Source organism: Plesiomonas shigelloides (genome assembly GCF_900087055.1).
Taxonomy (GTDB): domain Bacteria; phylum Pseudomonadota; class Gammaproteobacteria; order Enterobacterales; family CAMTGL01; genus Plesiomonas; species Plesiomonas shigelloides.
Map to the genome: position 1 here is coordinate 1,538,310 of NZ_LT575468.1, position 17,990 is coordinate 1,556,299.

A 17,990-nucleotide genomic window follows, 5' to 3' on the forward strand; every position below is an offset into this window, starting at 1 on the left:
GAAATACGGTGAAACCTAACCCGCGTTAAATTGCTGATGTATCAGCAGCGAGTTGAGCTCCTGGCGCGTGAATCTGAGCAGCATCCAGTTGCACCAGTTGCAGGGCCAGCGCGCTGATGGCGGCATAAAAGCCAAATGGATCGTGTGCTTGGCAGCGTGCCGCAAAATCAGGCAGCCACATCAGCAGTAATCCCAGAGTACGTTGCTGCAATGAATTGAGGGTAACGAGCTCATCATGCGCAGCGGTATGTTCATCGGCAGCAAATTCACCGGCGGCAAATTTCAGATGACTGAGCAGCTCAAAAATTACCGCCAGATGATCTTCTGGCTCGTGAAACTCGCTGCGTACACTCATGCCGGCATCGCGCAGTAATTGCTGCATTTGCAAACAGGCATCGCGGCGAAAACGCACCTTGTCACCTTCATAGCAAGAGGCATACGGCAGCGCGCCTTGTTTGTCGGTCATTAAGAACAGACCCGCAAAATCGGCGGCTAACTCCAGTCGCGCATCGGGGCGCAGCAGCAAGGCGCTGATGGCGCGGCGCACATTGCTCGATGCTTCATGCAGGGCCGGTTGGCTGTCCATAAAGTCTAACCAAGCTTGCAGGTCGGCTGATTGCAGTTGAGTGAGCTGCGTATCATCCAGCTCGCGGGCAAAGATCCCAGCAAGCCATGCATACAGACAGGCATAATGCTGCGCACTAAGTGGGGTCGCTTGTTGTGGCATAGGATGTCCCTTGGGCTTAAAGTTGCCTTGAGGCCGTAACGACCTCAAGGCTGTGTGCGGATTCGCGCGTTGACTAACTTGCTCGCAGGCTAATCAGTTCTCGGGCTCATTAGCTCGCTGACTAATGAGTTCGCAGACTAATTAGTTAGCTGGTTTAGGCACATAGCTGCACTCAGCAACCATCTCGATTGGGCCGTTGAATGCCGTGACGGGCTCAACGTGGCCGGTGTATTTCTCCATCTCGACAATAGCGGTATGCGCACTGGTGGCTTGCGCCAGCTGTGAGGTACCGATATCGATGGTCAACACGTTCGGGTTGCCGTACTTACACATTGCGCCAATCACGCCGCCTTTATCCGGATCGTACCACGCACCTTCCTGAATACGGATAGTGCCCGGCACATACAGATCGGAAACTACCGCGCCAGCCAACACCTGACCGCGATCGTTAAAGACACGCACGATATCGCCATCTTTAATGCCACGCGCTTTCGCATCTTGCGGGCTCATATACACCGGCTCTTTACCGCCGACGGTATATTTGGCGCGCAGGGTTGGTGACTCACACAGCTGCGAGTGCAGACGTGCATCAGGGTGAACCGATTGGAGGTGCAGTGGGAAGCGATTAGAGCCAGGGCCGCCGTGAGAGCGCTCCTCTTTTTCAAACCACATTGGGTAACCACGGCAATCGTCGTAGTTCATGTCGGCAATGGTCTGCGAGAAGATCTCAATCAGGCCACTAGGGGTGCCGAGTGGGTTCAAATCAGGATCGTCGCGGAACTCTTGGTGGCGCACAAACAGTTGCGGATCGCTAAATTCGATATAGCCAGAGCCGTTCCAGAACGCTTCGAAGTCAGGCATATGGATGCCGCGGCCCTTGCCTTGTTGTTGACCGGCCTTATAGATGTGCTTAAGCCAGCCCATCTCATCCATCCCTTCAGTAAAGGCTTGTTCGCGGTTAAAGCGGCGGCACAGATCGCGGAAAATCTCGAAATCACTGCGCGCTTCAAATTGCGGCTCCACCACTTTGTGCATGGCAATCAGGCCACGGTTAGAGTGGTTACCGTATTGGTCGATATCATTACGCTCGAACTGTGTGGTGGCTGGCAGCACGATATCGGCAAAGCGACAAGTTGAGGTCCACTGGTTATCAATGGCGACTACGGTTTCCAGTTTCTGCCAACCAGCAATCATGCGGTTGTATTGCTGATGGCGGTGGAACGGGTTAGTACCGCTGAACACGCACATTTTAATCGCCGGCAGGGTGACTTGCTTGCCGTTCCAGTTGATTACTTTGCCCGGCTCTAACATGGCATCGACAAAGCGCGCGATAGGGATAGTACTGCTATAGCCTTTGTAATCGGTGCTGGTGTGTACTGGCGGCACGGAAGTCGAGCCAGAGAAACCGCTTAAGATCACTCCTTTGCGGGTTGGCGTCCCGGCGCCGTTATAGTGCCAACCAAAACCAAAACCGCCACCCGGCAAGCCAATTTGACCGAGCATGGCCGCTAGCACCACTACCATCCACGCCCACTGTTCGCCGTGCTGCATACGCTGCACACACCAGCCGGCCACAATTTGAGTGCGGCCTGCGGCCATTTCGCGTGCCAGCGTACGGATGGTGTCAGCATCAATGCCGGTCAGTTTCGCTGCCCATTCTGGGGTTTTCGGCTGGTTATCAGTTTTACCCAGCAGATACGGCAGGAATTGCGCGAAACCGACGGTGTAGGTATCGAGGAAGTGCTGATCGTAGAGCTTTTCGGTGTACAGCACATAGGCCAGCGCCAACTGCAACGGCACATCCGTTTGTGGGTTGATGGCCACATGCTGCACTTTATCGCGACCAAGGAAATCATGGGTGGAGGAGACCACGGTGTCGATACTGATCACCTTGATGTCGCCCTTGGCCACTTTGTCTTTCAGCTGATGGTAATACTCATACACATCGTGATCTGGGCACCACCAGTTGACCTGCTGGTTTTTCAGCATGTCAGAGCCCCACAGCACGATGGTTTTGCTGTTTTGCAGCACCAACGGCCATGAAGTTTGCTGTTCGTACACTTCCATCGAGCCTACCACACGCGGCAGGATCACTTGCGCTGCACCGGTGGAATAGTCGCCGCCGGTGCCTACACGGTTGCCGTGCAGTGCCAAGGCGCGACCCATGATGCCGCCAGCGTTATGCAGCATACCGGTAGACTGCCAGCCCGAGCCGGTCAGCAGGGCGCTCGGGCCGTAGGTGGTCTGTACGCGCTCCAGCTCTTGGTAGAACAGATCCAGCGCCTCATCCCAGCTCACGCGCACAAAGCGGTTATCGCCGCGCTGCGTGGTGTCACTCTTGTGCTTGTTGCGCATCCAGTCAATGCGCACCATTGGGTAACGAATGCGAGCGGCATTGTGCACATGATCAGGCAGGCCGTTGATCATATCCGTAGGATACTGGTCTTTTTCAAACGGCTTGGCGGCGACAAAAATGCCATTTTCCACGGTAGCGCGAATTGCGCCCCAGTGAGAACCTGTCAGAATGCCTTGCTGAGAGTTGGCCGCGCCGCTTGCATCCGCGGCGAAGGCGTTACGCGGCACCAGCAGCGAAGGGCTCAGCATGCCAAGGGCGGTCAGGCCGCCTAAATGAGCCAGAAAACGGCGACGCGATACGTTAACGCTGTCCTGAATCAGAGGCGCTGCAGTACGGGTCTCTGGAACACTATTTTGTATTTTCATCGTTCTAATCCTTAGTGTTTCTGATCGGCACCGCCGGTGTCGGAAGCATTCATTTGCAGGTATTTCAGCAAGGTGCGCTCTTCGCGTTTATCCAAGCTGGTAAAACCAAGCATGCCGTTTAAGGTGCCAATCCAGCCGTTAGCATCGAAATGCGCTTTATCTGGTGCGCCGTGGCACTGGTTACAGGAGCTGTTGTACATCGAGTCGGCGTAAGCCCAGATTGGTTTGATGTCGTTGATCATGTCGCCACTTTTCACCCAGGCGGTGGTTTGCAGCTTGCTCCATTCCACACCCGTACCGGCAACGGTTTCGGTTTCCAGTGTTTTGGCGCGCTCTTGCACTTGGTCACGAATTGAGGAGACGAAAATACGTTTACCCGGCAGTAATGACAGAACGCGACGACGACCATCGGTTTCAGTCCAGCCGGTGATTTGTACTTCCATCCAATCACCATCACGCTTCAGTACGGTGATTTCAGAGGCTGGCAGCAGGGAGCCGGCGGCATCTTTATCGCCTTTGGCGGCATAAATCGGTTTCATATCGAGCGTATACAGCGTGTCGCCGCTGTCGTTGTCATCGGCAGTTTTCTTCAGATCGTCAAACTGCTTACGGAAGCCGCTGCTGGTATCGGGCAATTGGTGCGCAATGCCTTTATGGCAATCGATACAGGATTGGTTGGTCTTTGCGGCAATTTCCATCATGCGCGCCGCTTCTGGATTTTGCTTGGCGTGATCCATCGCATCATAGTTATGACAAGAGCGGCAGGTGGCTGAATTGTTCTCTTTCATGCGCGCCCATTCCCGCTCAGCCAGTTCGGCGCGGTGAGCTTCGAATTTCTCTGGCGTATCGATTTTACCGGTTACCAGGGTGTGGTAGATGTCGCTGGTGGCTTCCAGTTTACGCTTGATCATCCCTGGAATATCTTGTGGGATATGGCAGTCATGGCACTCGGCACGCACGCCGGCGGCATTTTTAAAGTGCACCGATTGCTTGTACTCCTCATACACTGGTGTCATGGAGTGACAGCTCACACAGAACTCGGTGGTGCTGGTCATCTTGATCCCCACATGCGGCACAATAATCAATGCCAGCCCAATGACGATACCGGCAATCAGCAGCGCCAATACCGACCAGCGCGCGCTGGGACTGGTCAGTTTCTCCCACAATTTCTTCATTCCTTAACCCTGTGATTTATATGGTTTCACACGAGATACAATTTTATTGATGAAATATGAACAGGGTGACTGGTCATCATGAATACGATGCGGCAAAATATGAACAGATATGAACAGATTGCCACGAGGCAACCGAATGCCGCATCACATTGTTATTGTGGAAGATGATCCGGTGACGCAGGCGCGTCTGGAAGATTACTTTGTACAGGAAGGATATCGGGTTTCCGTGACTGCCAGTGGCGCGGGTTTGCATGAGCTGATGCTGCTCGAGCCTGTGGATCTGATTTTGTTGGATATCAACTTACCCGGTGAGAATGGCTTGATGCTGACCCGAGCGTTACGTGAGCGCTCCACGGTGGGTATTATCTTGGTCACCGGACGCTGCGATCAGATTGACCGCATTGTCGGGCTTGAAATGGGGGCGGATGACTATGTCACCAAGCCTTTGGAGCTGCGCGAGTTGGTGGTGCGGGTGAAGAATCTGCTGTGGCGTATTGATTTGGCCAAACAGGCACAACCCGCCGCGGGGCAAGAGAACTGTTATTTGTTTGATGGCTATTGCCTGAATGTGGCGCGCCATACCCTGACGCAAGACGATACACCAATCAAACTTACGCGCGCCGAGTATGAAATCTTGCTGGCGTTCGTGACGAATCCGGGGGAAGTGCTAAGTCGCGAGCGTCTGCTGCGCATGCTCTCGGCGAATCGGGTGGAGAATCCTGATTTACGCACCGTGGATGTGCTGATCCGACGTTTACGGAATAAACTGCGCCCCGAGCTGTTTGTCACTCAGCACGGGGAAGGTTATTTGCTGGCTGCCGAAGTGGCTTAATGCCACGGTGCGTTATAGCTCTCAGCGTGAGACTTACCTACGGCTGGTAGCTGTACACCGGCCGAAATCCCAGCGGCGATAATGAGCGGGTAATTTCGTTGCGATGGATATTGTGCGGCGTTAGCAGCAACAGCGGTGGGCTGATATTGTTGCTCACCGGTAAGTGTTGCAGCACGCGTACTGCTTGCTCGACCGCCAATTCCCCTTGCCACACCATCTGATCGCTGGCCGACACCGCAATTTTGCCGCGCTTCAATCCGCGATACACCTGATGCGACAGATAGAATGAAACAATCTCCAGCGGCTTGGCGCGACGTAAGTTTTCACCCATTGCCACTTCGGCGGCAATCGCCGTGCCGGCCACAATATCAATGTTCGGATAACGCTCGAGCATGTCTTGCAGCAAGTTACGCTGCACTTCGGTGTCATTATCCCCATACGCGATATCTACAATGTGTAATTGGCTACCGGCGAGCGCTTGTTTAAAGCCGGTCAGCATTTCATTACTACCGCCAGCATCTCGCGGACCGGGCATCAGCAGCACATTCATCGGCTTTCCCTTTGCCTGCTGTGCCAGATAATGCCCCGGTAAATAGCCCATTTGATACCAAGGTACGCCAACTCGGGTTGCAATATGCGGGTTATGGGTGGCGTTTACCAGCTCAATTACCGGCAGTGGGCCGGCCCAGGTTTTCAGCTGTGGTAACTGTGCAGTACTGCTGCCGACGATCAGTGCATCGGCACCCCAGTGTCGACATTGTGCAATTTGCTCTTGCTGGGTATGCAGTTGGTTATAACCACTGGCTTCCATAATTTTTAGGGCCACTGCATAGCGGCGTGCCGCTTTCAGCATGCCGAAATTTACCGAAAGCCAGTAAGAATCTTTCAAGCTGGGATAGAGCGCGCACAGCTTCCATGGCTTATCAGCGGGTTTCGGTGTCGGAGATAAAGCGGTATCCAAAGGAACAGAATGCTGCTCCGATTGCCAGTGGCGCAACTGCGCATAGCCAGTTGCTAGCGGCAAACTCAGTAAGACCGGTAATAGGAAAAAAACGGCGCGCATATTCACTCCCTCGCAATCAGGCCTTATGCTAGAGGTTTTGCGACCCTTAACTCAACCCTCTTGTGTGATTACCTGCGCTGATGGCTATTCCCTCGCTAACACGCCGCCTATGGCTGGCATTTGTCTTAATGGCGTTACTGACACTGGCCAGTGCGCTGGTGGGATGGCTGAGTCTGCGCTTTGTCGAGACCGTGGAGCAGAGTAATACTCATGCGCTGCTGCCGACCATGAACATCGCCCGTGAGCTGAGCGAAGCCAGTGCTTATGAGCTGGTTTCGGCGCAAAACCTCACTGGCGCCACCACGCAACAAGAGTGGTTAGCCCAAGGGCGAATGCTGACCACGCAGAGTCTGAAAATCAGCCGTTTGTTAGCGCAACTGCAAGCGTTAGGCTTTGATACTACCGCTATTGAACAGCAAGAGGCAGAGATCACCTCGTTACTCGGCAAGCAAGGCTCGCTGGTGGGCGAGCGCCTTACGTTGCAACAACAGCGTGACAATTTACGCGAAGAAATAGCCCAAGCCACGAGCAAAATTGCGGAACTCGCTAAAGGACAAGCCAGCATCGCGGCTACCTCAGCCGGTGCAACGCAAGCGGGGATTTATGATTTGGTCGAGCAACATCAGCGTGACGCCACCTTGCGCGCGCTCGATCAGCTGGCCGATGTGGATTTGGGCTACCTTGATCAGATGATTGAGCTGCGCTTAAGCGCAATGCGGGTAGAGAAGATCATCAATGGGTTAAGCGATGGACAAGGCGATACGCTCTTAAGTCAGCAACAGCAACAACTGGCGCAGGCGGTACGCATCTTACACCGTCGTCATTTGCGGGTAGAAGACCCCGGCGTTCGACGCGAATTGGCCGAAGCGATTACGACTATCTCGCAGTATCAAGCACTGATTGATATATGCAAAAACATCAATCACATCCAAGGGCAACTGCAGGCATTCAGCCAGAAGAATCTGGAGCTGTTTACCCGTTTTGGCGATGAAATTAATCGCCAAGTTGCGCAAATTGAACAGCGCAATGCGCAGGCGTTGGAGCAGCTACGTAGCGCACAAAAAACCGGACAACGCTGGTTGCTCGGCTTAGCCCTTGTCGCGCTGATTGCCCTGTGTCTGATTTTGTGGCGCTTAGTGTATCGGCAAGTCACGCTGCCTTTAGCGCGTCATACTCAAGCGTTGCAATCCCTACTGAACGGCCGATTGGATTCGGCCTTTCCACAAACTGATGGCATGCGCGAGCTGCAAAGCATCAACCGCTTAGCCAACGCCTTTCGCTCTAGTGTACGTGCACTGCGTTATCACCAAGAACATCTGGAAGAGGAAGTTCGCGAACGCACTGATGAGCTGCAATCGCTGGTGGTGCAACATCGTCAGGCGCGCCAAGAAGCAGAAAAAGCCAATCATGCTAAATCTGCCTTTTTGGCGGCCATGAGTCATGAGATCCGAACGCCTCTACACGGCATTTTGGGTACTGCGCAGCGTTTGTCACAGCAACCTGATTTGTCATCCAAAGAGCGCGATTATGTGCAGGCGATTAATGATTCAGGTGAGTCATTGCTCTCTATCTTGAATGATATTCTGGATTATTCGGCTATTGAAGAAGGGCAAGCGCAGGTTTCTATCAGTGATGAGCCCTTTGAGCCGGACAGTTTGCTGCGCAGTATTGTTCGGTTGATGGAAAGTCGGGCATCGGCAAAAGGTATTTATCTTCGTTTTGACTCACATCCCGTAGATAGCTTTGCGCTGGTGGATTCGGGTACTCAGGACATTACTCGAGATACGATATTGCTTGGTGATCCGCGCCGTATCCGACAAATCATCGTTAATCTGATCAGCAATGCGCTGCGTTTTACCCAGCAGGGCGGTATCACGCTGCGCTGTAGCATGGCTGAGAAGCTCTGGGAAATCAGTGTCACTGATACAGGTTGTGGCATAGCGACTGAGCAGCTACAACAGATATTCGAGCCGTTTGTGCAATTAGGGCGACAAAGCGGTGGTACCGGCCTCGGGCTTGCGATTTGTAAATCACTGGCCGAAGCGATGGATGGCTCGCTTTCTGTAACGAGCACCCCGGCAGAGGGGTGCTGTTTTACACTGCGCTTGCCGTTACGTTTTGCGTCGGTACCCGCTCAATACAGCGGTGAACGTGATTGCTCCCTTGATGGCCTGCGCTTATTGCTGATAGAAGACAATGCCTTGATTCGCCAGCTCTCGTGCGAGATGCTGGAAAGCAGTGGTGCGCAGGTGTTGGTGGCGGAAAACGGCGCGCAAGCAAGAGCCGTTTTGGCGAGAGAATTTGCACATGTGCATGGAATGCTGGTTGATTTGTCCTTACCTGATTGTGATGGCGCTGAATTGGCGGTGATGTTGGCGAAAAGCTATCCGCAGATCCCACGGCTCGCGTTTAGTGCTCATGTCTTAGATAAGGCGTTAGGTGAGAAAATCCGCGATATATTTTGTGGTTTGATTCAAAAGCCCGTACAGCAAGAGACATTATGCCGATTAGTGAAACATTATCTGCAAGCCAGTGTTGCAGAGCAACCAAGCGGTAAAAATACGCGTGAAGAGCGTGTTATCGATAAATGTGCGCAAGTTAGTACAGCTGATTTACTTAATCTGGAGCAGCTACGAGACGACTATCAGCGATTTGGCTTCGCCCGCTTGCATAAATGGGTATCTTTATTTGAAACCCATAGTCTACCGTTATTGGAGCGTATTCAAACAGAGTTTGAACAGGGAAATGACAAAGCCATCTCTGAGCTGGCACATTCACTGAAAAGTAGCTGTGCGAGCTTAGCGATGCAGCAAGCAACAAGCTTGTGCCAGCAACTGGAAAACGATCCGTTAGTACCAAGCACACAACAAGCTTTAGAGCATGTCACTCGAAGCAGTTTCTCAGCACTTCAGCATTGGCTTGCTGCCCCAAAAGGTGAATAGCCACACTACAAATCAGAAAATGGACTGCGCACGCCACTGGCACCTTGCTGTAAGACGTGCGTATAGATCTGGGTTGTGCGCACATCCGAATGGCCCAGTTGCTCCTGCACCGTGCGGATATCCGCACCGCGAGCGAGCAGATGAGTCGCGAACGAGTGGCGTAGCGTATGGCAACTTACCGGTTTGGTGATTTGTAATTTACGCGCCGCAAAGCGCACTGCTTTTTGTAATGTGGTGGCATCCAAATGATGCCTACGAAGTGCGTGATTTTCCGGATCGCGACTTAAGCGGCTGGCAGGAAAAAGATAATGCCATCCAAGCTCCATTGGCCCATTCGGGTATTTTCGTGCTAATGCATAGGGCATTTTCACCCCATCGTAGCCTTCCGTTTCGCGATCGCCATCAAAGCACTGGCGGACATAAGCGATTTGCTCCTTAATCGCAGGGACCAGCTCCGCAGCTAATGTTACCCGCCGATGTTTGCCACCTTTGGCATTCCACACGCAGATGCACAGGTAGTCGAAATCGATATCCCGCACACGAAGACGCATGACCTCCATCAGTCGCAGACCGCTGCCATACATCAATTGCGCCGCTAGGCGTAAATGTGCTGGGATCGCCAACAACAGATCGCGCACCTCAGTACGTGTCAGCACCGAAGGCAACTTGGGCGATTTACGACTGTGCTGAAATTGCATCTCCATACTCAATGGCTGTTTCAACACGGTTTTATAGAGATAGGACAGGGCATTGAGAGCTTGCGCTTGGGTCTTTGTCGACACCTGTCGCTCACAAGCCAGATAAGTCAAAAATGTCTGCACTTCATGCTCACCCATCTTGGATGGATGGCGCAGCTTATGGAAGCGAATATAGAACTTAATCCAATAGATATAAGCGCCAACAGTGTTCATCGCATAGCGCTGAGTCAGCATCAGTTCATAGATACTAGCAAGGAAAGGAGAACTGGGTTTACGCATAAAATTCTCAGATAAGCCTGTATATGCATACACTATAAATGCAATTCCGCCTTTCGCCTGCCGCAAAGTTCAAAATTTCCGCATATCTTGCAAATTTGAGATGCAAATTACAGGTTAATACATTGATTTTAGGTTGGATTCGGTGTTTGGGAGAAGAGCCCCTGTGTGGATATAGGGGCTAGGGAGTGCGATACTATATGGAAAGAGGCTGTATAATAAATTGTTATACCTAAGGAAGCACATGAGCAGTATTTACGAAATAATTAAAAAAGATCCGCAGTACTATGTTTGGCTGTTTGGGCTGATCAATGCGGGGTGGATCGTATTCGTATTTCTATTTAAATCATGGCATGAAAGGCAACTTAAAAGGCTAGAGCAAGACTTAAGGTTTGATGCCGAAAGGCGCTTAAAAGTCTTTGACTTGAAAGCCACTGAATATGCAAACTATGTTGCTAGCTTGGATCAATTTGGGAAGAAAAATCAGCGTGAAATAATGGGGCGGATGCAGCCTATTTTCGATCAATACCTTAATGATTTTATGGCTGCTTCAGTTGAAAACAACCAAGAGAAAGCTCGCGAAGTGTTGGTATGGTTTAGCCAACAAATCTCACTCATTATGCGCGAAGGAGGAGAAGATTTTTTAAAATTAAAATCAGAGTCTAATAGGTTAAAGTTGATAGCGACTGACGAGATGCTTGGAACTTTTCAACAGTTGGAAGACTTGACTGAATTATCAATGAACACCGCACATGAATTCATGGGTAAATGGACGGAGATAGTCCTAAATCAGCAAACTTCAGTCCAGGAAGAATATTTAGCTAAACTTAATGATATATCATCAGATATTCAGGTGCAGTCTAAGTTGCTAATGAATCAGATGCGAACGGAAATACGTGGAATTTAGGTATAACAAAAAGCTCAAGCAGGGACATTTTGAAATGGGCATTCGCTACGCGAATCTTATGCCCATTTCAAACCGCTGCGCACGCAAGCGTACTACGCTATGCCCCTTAGCTAAATGTTAGCTGAAAGGCGAATTTAATAGGCTTTTGTGGGTCAAATTTGCGCTCTTGCTATAGTATATTTTTACGGCTCAATTGTATTTTTTCTTCGATTTAGCTTTTGCGTTGAATGGGGGAGTTGTCTTGGCTACTTCATCGTTTACGTAAATGTCGTATTCTTTCCAGTAGCGTATTCGGCGTAATCTGGCCAAGTTGCCGATGTATCTTCAGTGTTCACGGTAAGTCAGTATTCTTTCCAATCCTGTGCATTGTAGGTGAGCGGTCGCGTTGAAGAGTCTGCGGTGTAGGCGAATGTAATCCTGTTTTCTTTCCAGTCAGCTGGTTCGGCTGCAACTGAGAGTTTTGGCATAGCAAACTTTGATACAACTGCAAAATCGTATTCTTTCCTCTTGTTTGCATGGTGTTTAGCTGCACGAAATCAGAGTTCTTTTGCACAACAGGTGGCGAATGGTCGAGTCACGTGGAAGTGTGTGAATAGAATAGGGCCAGTACAATGCTCGCCAAGATCTATTGTCCTGTTTAGTTGGTCGGCAAATCTAGTGTTTTTAGCTACCTTGGGGTTTCAGCTAACAAAAAACTCAACAGGGACATTTTGAAATGGGCATTCGCTGCGCGAATTTTACGCCCATTTCAAACCACTGCGCATGCAAGCATGCTACGTTATGCCCCTTAGTTAGAAGTTATCAGGAGTGGTTTTGAACTAAGAGTGTAGGTGAGTGCTAGAATGGTAATGTGCATTTATTAACTGAAATCGTTCAGCATTAATAAATTATGTTTTAGCTGAAGATAAGATTTTTTAATTATATTTTCTGCATGTCTTTTCTTTCTTCTTGGCACTCATATGATCCCATCTCGAATTGACGACAAATCCAAGGTCTATTTTCATATATGGTGCACAGAAGAGTTTCACGATCCAAAGCAGAGCACCAACCGTCCTCTAAGCGTCGCATCGTTTCGCCACCCCATTTGTCGACAGCAATATGGTGCCTAGGAACTCCAGTATCAGAAATTATCATCACTTCTAGCTTGCAACAGCAAGCCTGACAGTTTGAGCACAATATTTCGTTTTCTGGCTGAATTGTGATAGGAATATTCATGGCGAACTTATGTAGAAAAGACAGTCTATTGTACTATAGCTAAAACCTCTAGCCATAAGCATTATGTACGTTTCAAGGCTTTATTACGAAACAAATGAATACTTGTCTTATAACTGTGGGTGCCGTGTAAATGTTAATCATCAATTTGGTTGCCCAAGGTTATCATGGGGTTACTATACCTGCTGTTTAGCAGGTTAGGTCATTATGTGGTTTTTCGTCAAACATATGGCTTATCGTACATCGGCTCCGTGATAACAAGAAGTTGAAGCAGGGACATTTTGAAATGGGCATTCGCTATGCGAATTTTATGCCCCTTAACTAAATGTTATCATAAAGGGCGATAAATTAACATTGTCGTTGCATGAGAGAGTCTTAACATTGCCGTAGTAGAGTACTATGGCGAATGGGAAACTCTATATCTTTAACGAGGTATTAGGTGGTGAGCAACGCTGACCACCGCAATTAGCGTATTATGCTGAAAGCATAAAATTAAACGTAAACCAAAATGCCAATTATTGGGGAACAGTCTTACATGTTTTATTGGTTTATTTTAATAAATACAATATATCAGCTTTAGGGACAGGAGACGCTGAGTCAAATATAATAATTAACCCACTTATAGGGGATTTGTACTTTTGAATGCATACTGTACTTTTTAACTGAATCACATATGCTTGATTTTTGTTACCTGGAGATACATTAACCACTGGTTCATTAGTGACGCCAATGTTAATGTGATTAATTGACACCGTATCTCCAATAGCTAAAGTTATTGGGCTTCCAAAAATATTGCGCAAATCTTGGTCATTGTTAATATCATAATGTGCCATATATACTCCAATTTTAATTGTATTTCATACTGAAAGCTAACAGCGTTATTAAGCTGAAATTATTGATACAGTAACACTGTATGCACTCGGTGTCACCCTGTGCAACGAGTTACCCTGTGATTTGTTGTCATTTTTTCTATTGAAGTAAAGTTAGCTCGTGTGTTGTGAGCGGTTAGCTCACATCGCAGTGCGAGTATCGGGTTCAGTGATAACAAAAAGTTGAAACAGGGACATTTTGAAATGGGCATTCACTACGCGAATTTTATGCCCATTTCAAACCGCTGCGCACGCAGGCGTGCTGCGCTATGCCCCTTAACTAAATGTTATCAGGAAGGGCATTTAATCTATATTTTCTGCGAATGTAGCTTTTGTAAGATTGCGTAGTACTAGGCTATAAGCTGAGGAAAGATAGCTGTTGAATTTTCGCCAATAGCGGCCATAGTTGCTGTGATTATTTTAGTGATACACGACCTTGAAATGCTCTAAAACTAAGATCATATCTTCCTGAAACGCTATTCCAAGCTGAGTACATTCATGTGAGAAAAACGTACGATGAGCGTTTTTCCACCACTCCAATGTGTTATCTCCTTCACCTTCTGATGCAGCGAAAGTCTCTGTAACCTGATTGTATGGACACTTAGTTACTGATGTGATTTCGATAATACATATCGGCTTGCCTTCCCAGTTAGTTACAACTTGAAGATGTCCAACTTGTGGCATAGATTCATCTCCGTGCGTATACCAATACTCCAGACTACTTGATGCACATTTTTCTCCTTTTAATATTAAATCTGCACATAAGTTTGCGTTGTATTCATCTGCGCAAAAATAGTCTGTACTAAACGAGGTGTATTTTTCAAATTCTTCATCAGGTAGTGAATTGAGATACTGCTCTAAGAATAACCGACTTCTTTCTTCCATGATTCATTAATCCTGATTAACTCATGTCAGCGTTGATAAGTGAACATCAGCGTTCATTTTCTTTAGGTTATCATATAACGTTCAGCTGTGTGAACGGGGTTATTTTCTGTAAAAGCTCAAGGTTAGGCTACTAGTATTGTTCGGGGCTTTACATTGTTTTTCTTGCATCGGCTCCGTGATAACAAGAAGTTGAAGCAGGGACATTTTGAAATGGGCATTCGCTGCGCGAATTGTATGCCCATTTCAAACCGCTTCGCACGCAGGCGTGCTGCGCTATGCCCCTTAACTAAATGTTATGATATGAAGGTGAATTATGAATTCAGAAAATAATCTGGACACGTTAAATAAAATATTTGAGATGTCTGTTGAGCTTTACGATGCTATTAAAGGCGATGGTAATGAAAATTATGCATATACAACTATGGTTGGGGTTTTTGCTTCAATGATTGAGCAAACGAAAGCATTTACTAAACTATATGAATGCGGTCTTTATGCAAGCACACAATCAATAGCTAGATGTATTATTGAATGTTATGTTGATGCAAAGAATATTGATTTGGAACCTAATTATGTAAATTATTTGTGGGCTGAGTTATTTGCTAGACAAAAAGAAATGGCAAAGTCGCGTGGTGAAAAAAGAAAATACAAGTTGCGAAGAGATGATTGCTTTAAAATCTATAGTGGAGAAGATACATATACAGAAATGTCTATTAATAAAAAATTCACTTTGGCTGGGCGCAAAAGTATTTATGAAGTGGTTTACTCAAAGCTTTCATCACATACGCATAGTGGAATTTCACTTTTAATGAATAGAGTTGAGGTGCAATGTGATGGGAATATTATATTAAATAAATTAAACAATGATTTATTTAAGAATACTCCTAGCGTGCTAGAAAAAGGAGTGATAGAGGTTTTAGAAGTATTGCTTTTAGAGGTTTGTGAAATAATAGGTGCACGATGTGGCAGAGGGGCTGAATCAAAAATAAAGGCATTCGCTTGTGTATATCACGGAAAAGCATCATAACAAAAAGTTGAAGCAGGGACATTTTGAAATGGGCATTCGCTACGCGAATTTTATGCCCATTTCAAACCGCTGCGCACGCAAGCGTGCTGCGCTATGCCCCTTAACTAAATGTTAATAGGCTCGCATCTATTTAGCTTTCGTGCCTGTGTCCACTTACAGTATTTATCACAGCTCAAATAACATAAATCATGTGAATGCAAGTCGTGGAATTACTTCTGCAAACTCACTGTCTAGCATTTCAAGAACATCTTCAAAATCATGATTTGGTATCCAGCCTAACGAGCTCTGAGCACTTGCTGAGTCATAAACGCGATCTAGCCTATTTGGTAGATTCCATTTGCGTTGCTCAAATGCTCTCGCAAGCTTAGGGCATTTATCTTCAATAATAGCTCTAGCATTGTTGTATAGCTGTTTACAATCTTCTGGTGTGAACGGTGTTTTTCCTGAAATTATGAATCTGTTAAATCCATTAAGGCGCTTATCAATGGCACAGAGGTGAGCATTTGCTACATCACGTGCATCAATTCCCCTTGTTAATCGATAAATAGCCATTGCGTCGGCAGGCTCGGGAAAGCACCGTGACATCTGCAAAACAGTAACAGGTAATCGATAAGTTTGAGAGATAGTTTGGAGTTTGTGTTCAGCCTCAATTTTTGTGCGGTGATAGATTGTTTTTGGTTGCGGTACAACGGATTCATTTATCCATCCGGCAATGCCGTCTGGAGTAGAAGCATATCCGTATAGTGCTGTAGTACTCGTGAAAACTAAGTGCTGAATGCCAGATTTGATGCCTAAAAGTGCGAGATTTTCGGTAGCGCTTACATTGATGCTTTTAAATTCGTCATCATCAACTAAACCAACATGGGGGGCATGAAGTGCCGCGGTGTGTACAATGACATCAACATCTTTCAATGCTTGTGCTAGTAGGTCGAGGTCTCGAATATCGCCTACAAAATCGACGGTTGAACAAGGCGTTTTGTCGATTCCAACAACTGAATGCTGTTTCATCAATTTGATGTATATTGCGCGACCTATTCTGCCTGCAGATCCTGTTACTAGCACTTTCATATACGCAGTATCTCTTTTACTTGTAAGCCTATTAGCGGGAAGTTTATCACTTTTAGCATCCGAATAATCAGATCTGAGGCATGAACAGCATCAAGTAGGCTGTCTTGGTGGGGGGAGCAGGAGCAGAGCCTATTAACAAAAAGTTAAGCAGGGACATTTTGAAATGGGCATTCGCTGCGCGAATTTTACGCCCATTTCAAACCGCTGCGCATGCAAGCATGCTACGCTATGCCCCGGTAACTAAATGTTATCAGGAAAAGTGTTTAATTATCATTTCAGGTGAATGTACAAGTTGTAATATTGCCGTAGTAGGGTACTACGGCGAATTGTCAATGCTATATTTTTAACGCTGCATGAGGTGAGTTAAAAATTATGTTTAGTTTAATCAAAATTTTTAAGTTTAGCCTTTCGCAAATCATGAGGTAAGAACTGAATCCATTTGCTTAAGCCGTCTACTCGACCTTTACTTAGGTAGCAATTTGACTTTAGGATACGCCGTAGTGAATTGACAAAATCAATTCCCGCTTTTTTTTCAAGATGGGCTTCTGTTCTGTCTAAAATAAACTTATAAGCATGGCAGGTAGATAAATTTTTAAGAGAAAGTCTAGGGTTTATGCTATTTGTTGAATACCTTTCAATGTTCAATATATGATTTACTTGTTCATCAATTAAATCTCCTGTTTCACGGTACGAATTATAGTACTTATTTAAAGTGGCATATGACAAAGAGGTACCATTTAAAGTGAAATCGTTCAAAAGCTCTTCGCGCAATAGTAAATAGGCTATAGCTAAAGATTTCTTTTGCTCTTCAGTTGCAGTTCCACCGCCACCGCTTCCCCCACCTGAGGTGTTATGTGTTCCCAGCGAAACTAAAGACTTTGTTAAATCTGGCACATCTTTTAAATCATTGACACCATGTGTGAGAGCACACTGCTTCCCTCCATAATACACTGTCCCATCGTCTGCAAGCATATAGTATGCTGTACCTGATGATAGTTTATGGCCTTTTGCACAGTAGGATTCTGTATTCTCATTTACAAAGTCTTTCTTGATAATTTTCATAGTGGCACCTCAAATTTCACACTTACAAACTACCACTATCTCTCTGATAATTCATCAAATCTAGCGCAAAGGGCTAAAAAGATTCGCTAGGGAGGGGGAACTCAGAAATATCCCCATGTTATTAAGCGGAAGTGTACCGTGTAGTACCGCTACGTATCTTCTGTACCCGTTAATGAATCATGTGGTTTTGTTCTTCTTGTGAAGTTTATGGAGGGGTATGGTTAGCTTGTGTGTTTTTTGTATTGAGCTAATCATGCTTTCCAAGCATCGGGTTCCGTGATAACAAAAAGCTCAAGCAGGGACATTTTGAAATGGGCATTCGCTGCGCGAATTTTATGCCCATTTCAAACCGCTGTGCACGCAGGCGTGCTTCGCTATGCCCCTTAGCTAAATGTTATCAGGCTGTGGCATAGCAATCTTTTGTGAGAATGTTATATACATATCCATCATAGGGTTAATAGCAAGTATTACCGTCTGAAGATGACCATGAAGTTCCATCTAAAAGTTTATTAAATTGAATGTATTTTAG

The 17,990-nt window shown here is 47.2% G+C and carries 14 protein-coding genes; 4 read left to right on the top strand and 10 right to left on the bottom strand.

Going from position 1 to position 17,990, the window contains the following annotated elements; translation table 11 throughout:
- Window positions 1-25: 25 nt before the first annotated feature.
- The 3 genes from torD to torC all read right to left on the bottom strand — a co-directional run bounded on the left by torD (window position 26) and on the right by torC (window position 4,623).
- Complete coding sequence (gene torD / locus NCTC9997_RS06680; RefSeq protein WP_064977627.1) at window positions 26-727, bottom strand: molecular chaperone TorD; 702 nt, start codon at window positions 725-727, stop codon at window positions 26-28.
- A 141-nt stretch (window positions 728-868) separates the two neighbouring features.
- Window positions 869-3,448 (bottom strand): trimethylamine-N-oxide reductase TorA, encoded by a 2,580-nt coding sequence (gene torA / locus NCTC9997_RS06685; RefSeq protein WP_064977628.1) that lies wholly within the window; start codon window positions 3,446-3,448, stop codon window positions 869-871.
- A gap of 11 nt (window positions 3,449-3,459) precedes the next feature.
- Window positions 3,460-4,623 carry a pentaheme c-type cytochrome TorC gene (gene torC / locus NCTC9997_RS06690; RefSeq protein ID WP_064977629.1) on the bottom strand — a complete coding sequence of 388 codons (1,164 nt, stop codon included), beginning with the start codon at window positions 4,621-4,623 and terminating at the stop codon, window positions 3,460-3,462.
- 136 nt (window positions 4,624-4,759) lie between these two features.
- Here torC and torR point away from each other — a divergent pair, with 136 nt between their 5' ends.
- On the top strand, window positions 4,760-5,455 hold the full coding sequence (gene torR, locus NCTC9997_RS06695) for a two-component system response regulator TorR (RefSeq protein WP_064977630.1): 696 nt from the start codon (window positions 4,760-4,762) through the stop codon (window positions 5,453-5,455).
- Window positions 5,456-5,492: 37 nt separating this feature from the next.
- Here the strand turns inward: torR and torT are convergent, their stop codons facing one another.
- Window positions 5,493-6,518, bottom strand: a complete 1,026-nt coding sequence (torT, locus tag NCTC9997_RS06700; protein WP_064977631.1) for a TMAO reductase system periplasmic protein TorT — start codon at window positions 6,516-6,518, stop codon at window positions 5,493-5,495.
- Between the two features lie 80 nt (window positions 6,519-6,598).
- On the opposite strand from torT, the gene torS reads away from it, so the two are divergent.
- Window positions 6,599-9,460: a TMAO reductase system sensor histidine kinase/response regulator TorS gene (torS, locus tag NCTC9997_RS06705; protein WP_064977632.1), complete on the top strand. Its 2,862-nt coding sequence runs from the start codon at window positions 6,599-6,601 to the stop codon at window positions 9,458-9,460.
- Window positions 9,461-9,465: 5 nt separating this feature from the next.
- On the opposite strand, the gene NCTC9997_RS06710 is transcribed toward torS, so the two are convergent.
- Complete coding sequence (locus NCTC9997_RS06710) at window positions 9,466-10,437, bottom strand: integron integrase (protein ID WP_036768467.1); 972 nt, start codon at window positions 10,435-10,437, stop codon at window positions 9,466-9,468.
- A gap of 241 nt (window positions 10,438-10,678) precedes the next feature.
- Between NCTC9997_RS06710 and NCTC9997_RS06715 the strand changes: the two genes are divergently transcribed.
- Window positions 10,679-11,341 carry a hypothetical protein gene (locus NCTC9997_RS06715; RefSeq protein WP_064977633.1) on the top strand — a complete coding sequence of 221 codons (663 nt, stop codon included), beginning with the start codon at window positions 10,679-10,681 and terminating at the stop codon, window positions 11,339-11,341.
- A 918-nt stretch (window positions 11,342-12,259) separates the two neighbouring features.
- Here the strand turns inward: NCTC9997_RS06715 and NCTC9997_RS15485 are convergent.
- The 3 genes from NCTC9997_RS15485 to NCTC9997_RS06730 all read right to left on the bottom strand — a co-directional run bounded on the left by NCTC9997_RS15485 (window position 12,260) and on the right by NCTC9997_RS06730 (window position 14,307).
- Window positions 12,260-12,556, bottom strand: coding sequence for a YkgJ family cysteine cluster protein (locus NCTC9997_RS15485; protein WP_010865012.1), 297 nt, complete (start codon window positions 12,554-12,556; stop codon window positions 12,260-12,262).
- A gap of 545 nt (window positions 12,557-13,101) precedes the next feature.
- Window positions 13,102-13,386, bottom strand: coding sequence for a hypothetical protein (locus NCTC9997_RS06725; RefSeq protein WP_156669242.1), 285 nt, complete (start codon window positions 13,384-13,386; stop codon window positions 13,102-13,104).
- Window positions 13,387-13,842: 456 nt separating this feature from the next.
- Window positions 13,843-14,307, bottom strand: coding sequence for an ASCH domain-containing protein (locus tag NCTC9997_RS06730; RefSeq protein WP_064977634.1), 465 nt, complete (start codon window positions 14,305-14,307; stop codon window positions 13,843-13,845).
- Window positions 14,308-14,620: 313 nt separating this feature from the next.
- On the opposite strand from NCTC9997_RS06730, the gene NCTC9997_RS06735 reads away from it, so the two are divergent.
- Window positions 14,621-15,331 (top strand): DUF5677 domain-containing protein, encoded by a 711-nt coding sequence (locus tag NCTC9997_RS06735; protein ID WP_064977635.1) that lies wholly within the window; start codon window positions 14,621-14,623, stop codon window positions 15,329-15,331.
- Between the two features lie 186 nt (window positions 15,332-15,517).
- Here NCTC9997_RS06735 and NCTC9997_RS06740 read toward each other — a convergent pair whose 3' ends face one another.
- The gene (locus NCTC9997_RS06740) at window positions 15,518-16,399 is read right to left on the bottom strand and encodes an NAD-dependent epimerase/dehydratase family protein (RefSeq protein WP_064977636.1); all 882 of its coding nucleotides are present in this window, start codon (window positions 16,397-16,399) and stop codon (window positions 15,518-15,520) included.
- A 381-nt stretch (window positions 16,400-16,780) separates the two neighbouring features.
- A complete protein-coding gene (locus NCTC9997_RS06745; RefSeq protein WP_064977637.1) occupies window positions 16,781-17,461 on the bottom strand; it encodes a hypothetical protein in 681 nt (226 codons plus the stop codon).
- Window positions 17,462-17,990: the final 529 nt, after the last annotated feature.